General features: G+C 66.1%; 18 protein-coding genes. 3 read left to right on the forward strand and 15 right to left on the reverse strand.

Annotated features, from left to right (window positions below; genetic code table 11):
• Positions 1-105: 105 nt before the first annotated feature.
• The 8 genes from leuB to ACIQ3B_RS16650 form a co-directional block, all read right to left on the reverse strand.
• On the reverse strand, positions 106-1,158 hold the full coding sequence (gene leuB / locus ACIQ3B_RS16615) for a 3-isopropylmalate dehydrogenase (RefSeq protein WP_397404543.1): 1,053 nt from the start codon (positions 1,156-1,158) through the stop codon (positions 106-108).
• A 12-nt stretch (positions 1,159-1,170) separates the two neighbouring features.
• Positions 1,171-1,476, reverse strand: a complete 306-nt coding sequence (locus ACIQ3B_RS16620) for a putative quinol monooxygenase (RefSeq protein ID WP_397404545.1) — start codon at positions 1,474-1,476, stop codon at positions 1,171-1,173.
• Complete coding sequence (gene leuD / locus ACIQ3B_RS16625; protein ID WP_397404547.1) at positions 1,473-2,084, reverse strand: 3-isopropylmalate dehydratase small subunit; 612 nt, start codon at positions 2,082-2,084, stop codon at positions 1,473-1,475. The genes ACIQ3B_RS16620 and leuD overlap by 4 nt, the downstream gene beginning before the upstream one ends.
• Positions 2,084-2,875 carry a VOC family protein gene (locus ACIQ3B_RS16630; protein WP_397404550.1) on the reverse strand — a complete coding sequence of 264 codons (792 nt, stop codon included), beginning with the start codon at positions 2,873-2,875 and terminating at the stop codon, positions 2,084-2,086. Before ACIQ3B_RS16630 ends, leuD begins: the two co-directional genes overlap by 1 nt.
• A 4-nt stretch (positions 2,876-2,879) precedes the next feature.
• On the reverse strand, positions 2,880-3,287 hold the full coding sequence (locus tag ACIQ3B_RS16635; RefSeq protein ID WP_397404552.1) for a type II toxin-antitoxin system VapC family toxin: 408 nt from the start codon (positions 3,285-3,287) through the stop codon (positions 2,880-2,882).
• Positions 3,284-3,562 (reverse strand): type II toxin-antitoxin system Phd/YefM family antitoxin, encoded by a 279-nt coding sequence (locus ACIQ3B_RS16640; RefSeq protein WP_397404554.1) that lies wholly within the window; start codon positions 3,560-3,562, stop codon positions 3,284-3,286. Before ACIQ3B_RS16640 ends, ACIQ3B_RS16635 begins: the two co-directional genes overlap by 4 nt.
• Before the next feature lie 37 nt (positions 3,563-3,599).
• A complete protein-coding gene (gene leuC, locus ACIQ3B_RS16645; RefSeq protein WP_397404556.1) occupies positions 3,600-5,024 on the reverse strand; it encodes a 3-isopropylmalate dehydratase large subunit in 1,425 nt (474 codons plus the stop codon).
• Positions 5,025-5,086: 62 nt separating this feature from the next.
• Positions 5,087-6,067, reverse strand: a complete 981-nt coding sequence (locus ACIQ3B_RS16650) for an NAD-dependent epimerase/dehydratase family protein (RefSeq protein ID WP_397404558.1) — start codon at positions 6,065-6,067, stop codon at positions 5,087-5,089.
• Between the two features lie 85 nt (positions 6,068-6,152).
• On the opposite strand from ACIQ3B_RS16650, the gene ACIQ3B_RS16655 reads away from it, so the two are divergent.
• Both ACIQ3B_RS16655 and ACIQ3B_RS16660 read left to right on the forward strand, forming a co-directional pair.
• Positions 6,153-7,046, forward strand: coding sequence for a LysR family transcriptional regulator (locus tag ACIQ3B_RS16655; protein WP_397404560.1), 894 nt, complete (start codon positions 6,153-6,155; stop codon positions 7,044-7,046).
• Positions 7,043-7,444 (forward strand): GFA family protein, encoded by a 402-nt coding sequence (locus ACIQ3B_RS16660; protein ID WP_397404562.1) that lies wholly within the window; start codon positions 7,043-7,045, stop codon positions 7,442-7,444. The genes ACIQ3B_RS16655 and ACIQ3B_RS16660 overlap by 4 nt, the downstream gene beginning before the upstream one ends.
• A gap of 60 nt (positions 7,445-7,504) precedes the next feature.
• Here the strand turns inward: ACIQ3B_RS16660 and rplS are convergent, their stop codons facing one another.
• Genes rplS through ACIQ3B_RS16675 form a run of 3 tightly spaced genes read right to left on the reverse strand, consistent with a single transcriptional unit; the run spans position 7,505 to position 9,279 of the window.
• A complete protein-coding gene (rplS, locus tag ACIQ3B_RS16665; protein WP_397404564.1) occupies positions 7,505-7,909 on the reverse strand; it encodes a 50S ribosomal protein L19 in 405 nt (134 codons plus the stop codon).
• A 5-nt stretch (positions 7,910-7,914) separates the two neighbouring features.
• Positions 7,915-8,640, reverse strand: coding sequence for a tRNA (guanosine(37)-N1)-methyltransferase TrmD (trmD, locus tag ACIQ3B_RS16670; protein WP_397404566.1), 726 nt, complete (start codon positions 8,638-8,640; stop codon positions 7,915-7,917).
• 39 nt (positions 8,641-8,679) lie between these two features.
• Positions 8,680-9,279, reverse strand: coding sequence for a hypothetical protein (locus tag ACIQ3B_RS16675; RefSeq protein ID WP_397404568.1), 600 nt, complete (start codon positions 9,277-9,279; stop codon positions 8,680-8,682).
• Positions 9,280-9,386: 107 nt separating this feature from the next.
• On the opposite strand from ACIQ3B_RS16675, the gene ACIQ3B_RS16680 reads away from it, so the two are divergent.
• Positions 9,387-10,250 carry an acyl-CoA thioesterase gene (locus ACIQ3B_RS16680; protein ID WP_397404570.1) on the forward strand — a complete coding sequence of 288 codons (864 nt, stop codon included), beginning with the start codon at positions 9,387-9,389 and terminating at the stop codon, positions 10,248-10,250.
• 4 nt (positions 10,251-10,254) lie between these two features.
• On the opposite strand, the gene ACIQ3B_RS16685 is transcribed toward ACIQ3B_RS16680, so the two are convergent.
• The 4 genes from ACIQ3B_RS16685 to ACIQ3B_RS16700 form a co-directional block, all read right to left on the reverse strand.
• Entirely contained in the window at positions 10,255-10,626 is a 372-nt protein-coding gene (locus ACIQ3B_RS16685) for a Fur family transcriptional regulator (protein WP_397404576.1), read from the reverse strand.
• A gap of 69 nt (positions 10,627-10,695) precedes the next feature.
• Positions 10,696-11,151, reverse strand: coding sequence for a ribosomal protein S18-alanine N-acetyltransferase (rimI, locus tag ACIQ3B_RS16690; RefSeq protein ID WP_397404572.1), 456 nt, complete (start codon positions 11,149-11,151; stop codon positions 10,696-10,698).
• Positions 11,148-11,774 (reverse strand): tRNA (adenosine(37)-N6)-threonylcarbamoyltransferase complex dimerization subunit type 1 TsaB, encoded by a 627-nt coding sequence (gene tsaB, locus ACIQ3B_RS16695; protein WP_397404578.1) that lies wholly within the window; start codon positions 11,772-11,774, stop codon positions 11,148-11,150. The genes rimI and tsaB overlap by 4 nt, the downstream gene beginning before the upstream one ends.
• A gap of 33 nt (positions 11,775-11,807) precedes the next feature.
• Positions 11,808-12,102, reverse strand: a 295-nt coding sequence (locus tag ACIQ3B_RS16700; protein WP_397404574.1) for a NifU family protein, incomplete at its 5' end; no start/stop codon positions are given.

The following is a 12,102-nucleotide window of genomic DNA, read 5'->3' on the forward strand; positions in this document are numbered from 1 at the left end:
GACGGCGTACGTGGTCGTGGCGCTGCCATGGAGTATCTGGCCCATAGGTCCTCCCGGAATGAAGGATCAGCTTGGCTGATTCCCCCACACTCCGGGACCAGACACCTAGAGGTTGGCCAGCACTGCATCGCCCATCTGCACCGTGGTCAGCGATCCGCCGAGGTCGCGCGTGCGTGCACCGTCGGCCAGGGTGCGGCCCACGGCGGCGTATAGCCGGTCAGCCTCTGCCGGACGACCCAGCGACCAGCGCAACGCCATCTCGAACGACAGGATCGAGGCCAGCGGATTGGCCACGCCCTGCCCGGCGATATCCGGCGCCGAGCCGTGGATCGGCTCATAGAGGCCGGGCATGCCCGCCACGCCCAGCGCCGCCGACGGAAGCATGCCCAGCGAACCGGTCAGCTGGGCCGAGATGTCCGACAGGATGTCGCCGAAAAGATTGTCGGTGACCAGCACGTCAAACTGCCTGGGATTCTTGACGATCTGCATGGCGGCGTTGTCGGCCAGGATATGTTCCAGCTCGACATCGGCATAGTCGCGGGCATGCAGGGCGGTGACCACGCGACGCCACAGCAGGCCACTGTCCATCACGTTTGACTTCTCGGCGCTGGTCACCTTGTTGCGCCGGCCCCGGGCCAGTTCGAAGGCTACGCGGGCGACGCGTTCGATCTCGGCGGTCGTATAGACCTGGGTGTCGACGGCCCGCTGACCGCCACCCGGCAGGTCCTCGATAAAGCGTGGGCTGCCAAAATAGATGCCGCCGGTCAGTTCGCGCACGATCATCAGGTCCAGCCCCTCGATCACCTCGCGCTTTAGGCTGGAGGCGTCGGCCAGGGGTTGGAAGCACAGCGCCGGGCGCAGGTTGGCGAATACGCCCATACCGGCGCGCAAGGCGAGCAGGCCGGCCTCGGGGCGCTTGTCACGCGGGGCACTGGCCCACTGGGGACCGCCGACGGCGCCCATCAGGACGGCCTTGGCGGCCTTGGCGGCGGCCAGGGTATCGTCCGTCAGCGGGCTGCCATGGGCGTCAAAACTACTGCCGCCGAACGGGCCTTCCGCGATTTTCAGATCTGGCGTCAGGGCCTCTGCGACGCGACGCGCCTGGGCGGTCACTTCCGGCCCGATCCCGTCACCGGGCAGGAGCAGCAGATCGGTCATGGTGTCGGGCCTTCAGCCTAGAGCGCGTTCGGAGGCGACCTCATAGAGGTTGAGCTTGCGCTCGAAAACCCCAAGCTCTACGCTGGCTTCCCGCCAGGGCGCCATGTGCGGCGCCTTGAAGTGGGCCTCGATCGCCGCCTGATCGCGCCATATCTCGAAAACCCGGACCAGACCTTCGTCCCTGGCGTCGAAACCATAGGAATAGGTCTCACACCCGTCCTCGGCCCGGCTGGCCGCCAGCATCGTGAGCATGTGCGGGCGCAGCTTCTCGATGTTTTCCGACGGCACCCGCACGGTGCCGGCGATGATGACCTTCATGCCTCCTCCAGCCAGGGCTGGGCGAGCGCACGCTTCATCTCGTAGGTGTCGATGGACCTGGCGGCGGTCAGAGTCTCGCCAATGGCGTCCAGGCCCAGAAGCATCTTCTGCTTGCGCTGCGGATCGATCTCGAAGGCGAACACCTTGCCCGACGGCGAGGTGACGCGTTGGGTCTCCAGGTCGATGCTCACCACGTGGTTGCCGCCGCGCGCCTCGTCCATCAGCTGGGCGACCTCTTCGGCCTTCAGCACCACCGGCAACAGGCCATTCTGGAAGCAGTTGTTGTAGAAGATGTCGGCGAAGCTGGTGGAAATCACCGCCTTGACCCCGAAATCCATCAGCGCCCAGGGCGCATGCTCGCGACTGGACCCGCAGCCGAAGTTGTCGCCGGTCACCAGCACGCCCGCGCCCTTGTACTCAGGCCGGTTCAGCACGAAGTCCGGCTTCTCCACGCCCTGTTCGTCAAAGCGCAGGTCGTAGAACAGTCCCTTGGCCAAGCCCGCCCGCTCCACTGTCTTGAGGAACTGTTTCGGGATGATCTGGTCGGTGTCGATATTGGCCAGCGGCAGGGGGGCCGACTTGGCGTCCAGGCGGGTGAAGGGTTCCATCAGGCGGGATCCGCGTTCTGTTGTAGCATCAATGTCGGCACGCCCCCTGGCGCATCGCGCACCGTAAAGACCCTGGTGCCGGGTTTGCGGCCCGTGCGGACCTCAGAGACATTGAACCCCTCGGCGATCATCCGGGCGCGCGCCGCCTCGGGATCGCTCACCCGCCAGGCTAGACCGCCGAAGCTGTCAGGGCCGTCGGTGGGGGCGGTTTTCAGGCTGGCGGCCACTTCGAACACGGCGCTGCCGCAGCGGAAAAACAGCTGGCGCACGCCCCACTGTTCGTTGGAACGGTCCAGCCGCAGGTCCATGCCGAACTTGGCCCCATAGATACCGACGGCGCGGTCGGCGTTCGGGGTCTGGACGACGACGTGATCGAGCTCGGCGACTGCGGCGGCCTCATCGCCCGTGGCCGGCGATGTCGTGGGTGCGCGGCTGGGCCAGAGCAGGAAGTGTAATCCGGCGGCCTGAACCCGGCTCAGCGCGCCCATCGGCTCCACCGCCAGGCCGCGCCGCTCCAGCAGGCGTGTCGAACCGGCCACGTCGTCCACCTGGAAAGCGGCCAGCCACTGGCCCTCGCCGGCGTCCTCGAGGCGCTTGCGGACCTGATGACCCGGGTGATCATCGCCGGGCGCAATGATCTCGAAAGCCATGTTGGGGAAACGGAACCAGGCCCGATGCGCGCCGTCGCCCGGCTCCAGATCAGGCTCGCGGCCAAACAGCCGGCGGTAGGCGTCAACGGTCGCTTCAAAGTCGCGAACGGCGATGGCGATGTGGTCGAGGGCGGTGATCATGGTTTCAAGCCCATAGCACGGAGAGGCCGTTATAGCGCGCGAAGGTGCGATCGTGGGTGACCATGGTGAGTCCTTCGGCTAGCGCCTGGGCGATCATGAGCCGGTCAAACGGGTCACCATGATGCAGCGGAAGGTTTCGCAGGCCCGCTGCGTGAGCGACCGTTATCGGCAGTGGAGAAATAGAGTTTTCCTCGAGGATTTCGGCAAAACCCTGGGCCGGATCGCGCAGGATCTCAGGCGGCAGCGGAAGTTTTCCAAGGCTGTTCTTGATGCAGAGTTCAGCGACGCTCGCCGTACTCATGAACAAGGCCTGGTTATCCAACCCGATCGCGCTGCGGGCCGATTGACGGATCGGTCTCGACCCCGAGACCAGCCAGAGAAACACGTGGCTGTCGAGCAGGAAGCCGCTCAAGCTGGGTCATCCGGAGGGAAGACCGGGCCGTCTTCCCAGAGCGCGATTTCTTCCGCTGTGGTTTCAGGAAAAACGTCGGGCGCGACATATCCATACTTGCGGCCCCATTGCCCGAATTCTCTTCGGCGGGGCTTTACCTCGGACGCGACGTCCAACGCCACCAGCCGCGCGCATGGCTTGCCGTTCTTGGCGATAATGACCTCTTCGCCGGCCGCCGCTTCCTCGACCAGCGACGACAGGTGGGTCTTCGCCTCGTAGAGGTTGACCTGCTTCATGGCCTGAAAATGCGCCCCTTGACCAAGTTGGTCAACCTTACAGGAAATCCCTCACATCGGCGATATGGCCGGCGATGGCGGCGGCGGCGGCCATGGCGGGGCTCATCAGGTGGGTGCGTCCGCCGCGGCCCTGGCGGCCCTCGAAGTTGCGGTTGGAGGTGGACGCGCAGCGCTGGCCGGGGGTCAGCCGGTCGGGGTTCATCCCTAAGCACATCGAACAGCCCGGCTCGCGCCATTCAAAACCGGCGGCCTTGAAGATCGCGTCCAGTCCCTCTTCCTCGGCCTGATGGCTGACGAGGCCTGAGCCCGGCACCACCATGGCCCGTACGTGCGGCGCCACGAGACGGCCGTTCAGGAAGGCGGTCTGCACGATGGCGGCGGCCGCGCGCAGGTCCTCGATCCGGCTGTTGGTGCACGAGCCGATGAACACCACGTCGACCTTCGCGTCGGTCATGGGCTGGCCGGCGGTCAGGCCCATGTAGTCCAGAGCGCGGGCGATGGCGGCCTGCTTGTCCGGCGCGTCGAAGTCGGCGGGGTCCGGCGCATGGCCGGTGACCGCCACCACGTCCTCCGGGCTGGTGCCCCAGGTGACCAGCGGCGCAATGGTGGCTGCGTCCAGATGAATCTCGCGATCAAACACCGCGTCGTCGTCGGAGTAGAGCGTCTTCCAGTAGCTGAGCGCCATCTCCCAGCCGCCGCCTTTGGGCGACGCCGGACGACCCATCAGATAGGCGAATGTGGTCTCGTCGGGCGCCACCAGGCCCGCCCGCGCGCCGGCCTCGATGGTCAGGTTGCAGAGTGTCATGCGGCCTTCCATCGACAGCGCCCGGATGGCCGATCCGGCGTATTCGATGACAGACCCCGTACCACCCGCCGTCCCGATCGCGCCGATCACCGCCAGCGCGAAATCCTTGGCGCCGACGCCCGGGGCGGGCTCACCCTCGATGTTGACGCGGAAGTTCTTCGACTTCTTCTGGCGCAGCGTCTGGGTGGCCAGCACGTGCTCGACCTCCGAAGTGCCGATGCCCTGGGCCAGGGCGCCGAATGCGCCGTGCGTCGAGGTATGGCTGTCGCCGCAGACTATGGTCATGCCCGGCTGGGTCCGGCCCTGCTCCGGCCCCACCACATGGACGATGCCGTTGCGGATATCGCCCATAGGGAAATACTCGATCCCGAAGTCGGCGACGTTATTCGTCAAGGTCTGCAGCTGCAGCCGCGCCTCCAGGTCCGCCACCGCATCGACGCCCAGCGCCTGACCCTCGGTCGGCACATTGTGATCCGCCACGGCCAGGGTGCGGTCGGGCCTGCGCACGGCTCGGCGGTTCGCCCGAAGGCCGGCGAACGCCTGCGGCGTTGTCACCTCATGGATCAGGTGCAGGTCGATGTAGAGGATCGCTTCGCCGTCGGTTTCGTCGACGACGTGTGCGTCCCAGATCTTGTCATAGAGTGTCTTGCCGGCCATGGGCCGCATGTAGGTCTTTGGCGCCGCCTGCGTCCAGAGCCATACAGCGGGAAAATCCGGCCTCAGGCGGCGGCGCGGAGTCCCTCAGCGGGCAACGACCCCATCCCGGCCAGCGCGGCCTGCATGGCGACGGGCAAAGCCGTGCGCGGCTCGGCGCCGAGCTTCACCACCAGCCGGCTGTTGTCCAGCAGCACGGGCCGGTCCCAGAGATACTTCATCTCCAACATCTCGCGCAGCATCTCGTTGAATGGCGAAATCGCGATCAGGACGAACCACGGCAAACGGCGGACGGGGAGTTTGCGTTCCGCCGCGATCTCCAGGGCTTCAACGAGTTCGCGCCCTGTGACCTGCTGGCCCTGGAAATGGAATACCTCGAACGGAGCAAGGTCCTTGTCGAGAAGCCGCACAAACGTTTCCGCCAGGTCCGGTAGATAGGCCCACGCATGGGGGATTTCCAACGGGCCCGGATAGGTGACCGCAGTCGCCGGCCGACCCGGCTTCAGCAGGCCCTGTGTCAGCCAACTGCCACTGATCAGCTTGGGGCCGAAGAAGTCACCGGCCCGGACGATCAGGCTCCGGACGCCGTCTTCGGCTGCGGCGCGCAGCGCCAGTTCCATCTGCACCCGGATCGCGCCCTTGCGGCTGATCGGCGTCTGCGGCGATGTTTCGGAGATGAGCGGCAGGGCGTCTTCGCCATAGTTGTAGACGTTGCCGGGCAACAGAATCAGCGCGCCCGAGGCCCTCGCGGCGGCGATCGTGTTGTTGAGCATCGGCATCAGCAGACCGGCCCAGTTCTTGTATCCGGCCGGGTTGACGGCATGGACAATGATCTGCGCGCCCTGGGCCGCCGACACGATGTCGGCTTCGACCATGGCGTCGCCCTTGACCCACTCCAGATCGGGGGAACCGGGTCGGGCCAGATCCGGGTTGCGGTTGAGGGCTCGAACCCGCCAGCCGGCCGTGACAAGCCGGTCGGCAAGTGCGCCGCCGAGGCCGCCGGTGGCGCCGATCACGAGGGCAAGGGGTTGAGAAGTCTGGGTCATGTCGGATCTCCGTCGGGCCGAAACCTGAACCTGGGCGGCAGCGAACGGAATTGCCTTTTGAAGTAGAGCAGCTATTCACTGACGCATGCCTCACACACCCGACTGGGACCTTCTGCAGAGCCTTCACGCCGTTCTGGAGGCCGGCAGTTTCTCCGCCGCCGCCAAGATCCGGCGCCTGACCCAGCCGACCCTGGGTCGTCACATCGACCAACTCGAACGCCAGCTCGGCGCGCCCCTGTTCCTGCGTAGCCCCAGAGGTCTGCAGCCTACGGACCTGGCGTTGGCATTCCTGCCGCACCTGGCCGACATGTACGCCGCCGCCAGCGCTGCGGGGCGTGATGCAACTGGCGTCGCTTCCGGCGAGGGCGGGGTGGTTCGCCTGGCTGCCAGCGAGATCGTAGGCATCGAGGTTCTTCCGGAGATTCTGGCCGGCTTCCACGACGCTCATCCCGGTATCGACGTGGAGCTGACCCTGTCCAACAAGCTGGAGGACCTGACTCGTCGTGACGCCGATGTGGCGGTTCGGATGTCGCGGCCCACCCAGAACAGCCTGGTCGCCAAGAAAGTCGGCGACCTGAGCCTCGGCTTCTACGCCACCGCTGACTATATCGCGCGGAAGGGTCAACCGCAGGGCTTCGACGACCTGAAGGCTCACACCCTGATCGGCTTCGACCGGAATTTCCCGGAGCTGGTCAACCAGTTGAACATTGGCGTGCCGATCACCCGCGACCTGTTTGCGCTGCGCACAGACAACGACGCGGCCCAGCTCGCGGCGCTGAAAGCCGGGTTCGGAATCGGGGTCTGCCAGCATCAGGTGGGTCGGCGGAACAATCTGGTTCCGGTTCTGCCCGGCGCGTTCAGCTTCAAGCTCGAGGTCTGGATCTGCATGCACGAGACCCTGCGCGGCACGCCGCGCATCCGGCTGATGTTCGACTACCTTGCAAGGACCCTGGGCGACTACGTGGCCGAGGTCCCGTGACCGCCTGCGCCGGTGGTTGCCTTTGCGGACAGGTACGGTGGGCATCGGCGGCCGCGCCCGCCAATGTCCGGGTCTGTCACTGCCGACTTTGCCAGAAGGCGACCGGTGCGCCGTTTTTCGCAAGGGCGATCTTCCGTGCGGAAGATATCACCTGGAGCGGCGCGACAACGTCCTGGCCCTCATCGCCGCGCATTGACCGGTTGTCCTGCGCCCGCTGCGGAACCCCGATGTTCGCCCGGCCCAAGGATGCCCCCGCGCGGCTGGGCGTCTCGCTGGCGACGCTCGATGATCCGGACGCCATTGCGCCCACCGTCCACATCTGGGTGTCGGGCAAGCTGGACTGGCTGAAGCTGGACGACGGCCTGCCGCAGTGCGCGGCTGGCTATGTTGAACCATAGATACAAAAACGGCGGCTGGATTGCTCCAACCGCCGAATTGGTCTGACGTGACGGTCAGTCCTAGCCTTCCGAGGCGGTCTCCGCGACGGCCTTGTTGGTATTCATCTGACGTTCGGCGATCCGCGCCGACTTCCCGCGGCGGTCGCGCAGGTAATAGAGCTTGGCGCGCCGGACGACGCCGCGGCGCTTCACTTCGATGGATTCGATGTTGGGCGAGAGCATCGGGAAAACCCGCTCCACGCCTTCGCCGAAGGAAATCTTGCGGACGGTGAAGCTCTCGTCGATGCCCTGGCCGCCACGGGCGATCACGACGCCCTCATAGGCCTGGACGCGCTCGCGCTCGCCTTCCTTGATCTTCACGTTCACGCGCACCGTGTCGCCGGGGCGGAACTCGGGGATCTGCCGGACGGCCAGCAGGCGGTCGGCTTCTTCCTTGCGCAATTCCTGAATGATGTTCGCAGCCATTTTACTCAATCCTTCCGGGCTTTATCGCCCTTTGCCTGTTGATTGGCGGGCAGCCGGTCCCACAGATCGGGCCGCTGTTTCCGCGTGGTCTCCTGCCGCATCCCCTGCCGCCATTTGCGGATATCCGCATGGTGACCCGAGAGCAGCACCTCGGGGATATCCAGTCCTTCGAACGTTCGCGGCCGTGTGTACTGCGGATGTTCGAGGAGACCGTCCTCGAAGCTTTCTTCACTCAAACTCTCAGCCTGCCCCAGAACCCCCGGAACCAGCCGTACGCACGCCTCGATCGCCACCAGCGCCGCCGCCTCGCCGCCGGCGAGCACCGCGTCGCCCACAGCGACCTCCTCGAACCCGCGGGCGTCGAGCACCCGCTGGTCCACCCCCTCGAACCGACCGCAGAGGACGATCAGTCCCGGCCCTCTGGACCACTCATGAACCCGCGCCTGGGTCAGGGGTTTTCCCCGGGCGCTCATGTACAAAAGCGGCCGCCCCCGCCGCTCCACACTGTCGAGTGCAGAAGCGATGACGTCCGCTCGCATCACCTGACCCGGACCTCCTCCCGCAGGGGTGTCGTCCAGGAAGCCGCGCTTATCTTTGGAAAAGCCGCGAATGTCCACTGTTTCCAGCGACCAGAGGCCCTGCTCGCGCCAGGCCGTGCCGATCAGCGACACGCCAAGCGGCCCCGGAAAAGCCTCGGGAAACATGGTCAGGACGGAACAGTCGAAGGACATGGCAGGTCAAAAGGCCTCTGGGCGGCGGGCCGTCAAGCTTCAGAAGATGTACCTGTAGTGGCTGTAGAAGCCGTCCAACAGTTCACCCCGATCGGCGCAGAGCATCCCCGGACGCCCCACACAGGGGCTGCTGTCATAGAGAATTCCCTCGGCGAAGGCGCCGGTCCGCGCCCAGATAAAGTCGATCTCGCCGGGGCGATCGGCGCGATATCGGTAGCGCACGCCGTCGCGCTGACCGGTCACTGCGCCATCAGACCCACCGAGCGCACGTGTGCGGGCGGCCTCGGCGACGATGGCGTCGTACACCGCCCGGCGGGATTCGAAATTAAGCCGGGTTCCGATCTCCAGCAGCGGCCCGAAGGCGGGTACGAAGGCGCCACAGAAGGCCAGGAACATGGTCGGCGCCAGCCAGGCGGTCGCGGGCTCACGTAACATGGCCCAGATGCTCCAGCCCAGCAGGATCGGAAGCGGCGCGGCATAGACCGCCACCGCCAGCACCGGCAGCGCCTCGCCGGGCACGAACTCCATCAGTCGCCCTGACGAAAGGGTCGCGCCAATGACAATCGCCATCCACCCGGCCAGCACGGCGGCGAGCGGCGTGCGCCAGATCGGTCTTATGGCTTCCGCTACGTCCCCCATGGCGGCAACATGGGGCCAGGACTGCCCTCTCGGCAAGGGCCGCTTGCCGCAAGAGCGGGCGGGGCGTAATCCACGCGCCTTCGCAATTGCAGCATGGCCGCCAGATCGTGACCGACGCCGTCCAGACCCTCGTGGAATCCCTCCAGCTTGAACGCCTGGAGCTGAACCTGTTCCGAGGCATCACCCCCGACGGCATGGGCCCGCGCATCTTTGGCGGCCAGGTGATCGCCCAGTCCCTGCTGGCGGCCTATGAGACGGTGGAAGAGCGTGTGTGCCACTCACTGCACTGCTATTTCATTCGGCCGGGTGATCCGCGCATACCCATTGTCTTCGAAGTGGACCGGTCCCGTGATGGTGGCAGCTTCACGACGCGCCGCGTGGTGGCGGTGCAGCATGGAGAGCAGATCTTCAACCTCGCCGCCTCTTTCATGGCCCCGCAGGCGGGCTTCGAACATCAGTCCGATATGCCGCCCGGGCCACACTGGAGCGAACTGCCCGACGAAGCGGAAATGATGCGGGAGTTCATGAAGACGGCGCCAGAGGAGATGAAGAAGTGGGCCGGCCGCGAACGGCCGATCGAAATGCGGGCCGAGGACGCCCGGAATTACTGGCGCAACGGCCCCAAGCCAGCCGTGGCCCAGAACTGGTTCCGCTGCCGCACGCCCATCGGCGATGACGCCCACATGCATCAGGTTATTCTCGCCTACGCCTCCGACATGAACCTGCTGTCCACCGGCATGCGGCCCCATGGCGTGCACTGGCAGACGCCGGGCTCTCAGTCGGCCAGCCTCGACCACGCCATGTGGTTCCACAAGACCACGGACTTCAACCAGTGGCACCTCTACGCGCACGACAGCCCGTCCGCCTCAGGCGGGCGCGGATTTATCCGGGGCTCGATCTATACCGAGGATGGAACGCTGGTGGCCTCGGTCGCCCAGGAAGGCCTGATGCGGATGCGGGCGAAGGCGTAGACCATCAATCCTCCAGAGGCATCCCGTACAGTTCCAGCCGGTGGTCCACCAGCCGGTAGCCCAGCTTGCGGGCGATCGCTTCCTGTAGCGCCTCGATCTCGGCGTCGACGAATTCCACAACCTTGCCGGTCTTCATGTCGATCAGATGGTCGTGATGGTCATCGCTGTGTTCCTCATACCGCGAGCGCCCATCGCGGAAGTCCAGCCGGTCGATAATCCCGGCCTCCTCGAACAGCCGCACCGTGCGATAGACGGTGGCGATGGAAATGTGCGGGTCCACCGCATGCGACCGGCGGTGAAGCTCCTCGACATCAGGATGGTCTGACGACACCGAAAGCACGCGCGCGATCACCCGGCGCTGATCGGTCATGCGCATGTTCTTGGCCAGACAGAGCTTCTCGATTCGGTCCGACACGAGGTGTTCTCCCTTCCCGTTTCGACAGGTCTAGTTCGGCGGCGACGTCAGGTCGAGACGCATAACGAGCGCGTCAGCCTGTCCAGCTTCGCCCCGGTCATAGTAGCCCCTGCGCAGGCCGGTCTGCACAAATCCAAGGCTCGTGTAGAGCGCCACGGCGCCGAAGTTGGCGACGTCGACCTCCAGGAACATTTCCTGGGCCTGCATCGACCGCGCCCGGGTGATCGCCATTTCCATCAGCGCACGACCGACGCCCCGGCGGCGGGAAGCCGTTGCAACGCCCACCGTCAGGACCTCTGCTTCGCCAGCAACCGCCCGGCAGATCAGCGCGCCGGCTGGCCCGGGGTCGCGGGCGACCACGCCGAAGATGCCCTCGCCGTCCAGAAGATCCTCGAAATCGGTCTCGTCCCAGGGCTTGTCGAACGCCTGGGCGTGAACGGCGGCCATGTCGGGCGCATCGACCGGAACGGCGAAACTCACGTTCATGCGGGCAACCGGGCGTCGGGCGCCCGCAGATACAGGGGCCGTATCGGGGTGCTCGCACGTGTAGCCGCAAGGCGGGCGACCAGCCGCGGATCACAGCCGTCGGGCGCGCGGATCACCGCGTCAGGAAAAGCCGGCGCCAGCAAGGACGCGCCCGAGCCGATCAGGGTGACCGGCCGACCATTGCTCAACTCGGCCAGCCGGGCCGCCGCGGTTCCCAACGGCAAGACGTCGGGCGCCATCAGGGCCACCCCGGATTCAAAGACCTGGAGATAGACCTGGTCGCGACGGGCATCCAAGATCGCTACCGCCAGGCCAGGTTGGTCCGCGACGAGGGCTTCGAGCGTCCCGACTCCGACTGCGGGTATCGCCAGCGCCGAGGCCAGGCCTTTGGCAAGGGCCACGCCGACCCGCAACCCCGTGAAGGAGCCCGGCCCCACGGTGGCGCCGATCCGCTGCAGGCGATCAAACGGAATCCCGGAGTCGGCCATCGCGGCCTGTACCATGGGCGCCAGTCGCTCCTGATGACCCCGAGCCATCAGGGCGGTGTGGTGGGCCAGCACGGTCGGGCCATCAAGCACAGCGACTGAGCAGGCATTCAGGCAGGTATCCAGCCCCAGGACAATCATGGAGCCCCGTTAGCCGGTTCGCGACGCCGCTTAAAGGGCCTGCTCGACCCGCGTCACTTCCGGCACATAGTGCTTCAGCATGTTCTCCACCCCGGACTTCAGCGTCGCCGACGAAGAAGGGCAGCCGGAGCAGGCGCCGCGCATGTTGAGCCAGACCACGCCTGTGGCCACGTCAAAGCGGTTGAAGAGGATGTCACCGCCGTCCTGCGCGACGGCGGGACGGATCCGGGTGTCCAGCAGTTCCTTGATCTCCGCGACGATCTGGGCGGTGTCACCCTCGTAGACCCCGTCATCATGGCCGCCTGCCTCGCTGTCACCGGCATCG

This window comes from Phenylobacterium sp. (genome assembly GCF_044358365.1).
In the GTDB taxonomy this organism is placed as follows: Bacteria; Pseudomonadota; Alphaproteobacteria; order Caulobacterales; family Caulobacteraceae; genus Phenylobacterium.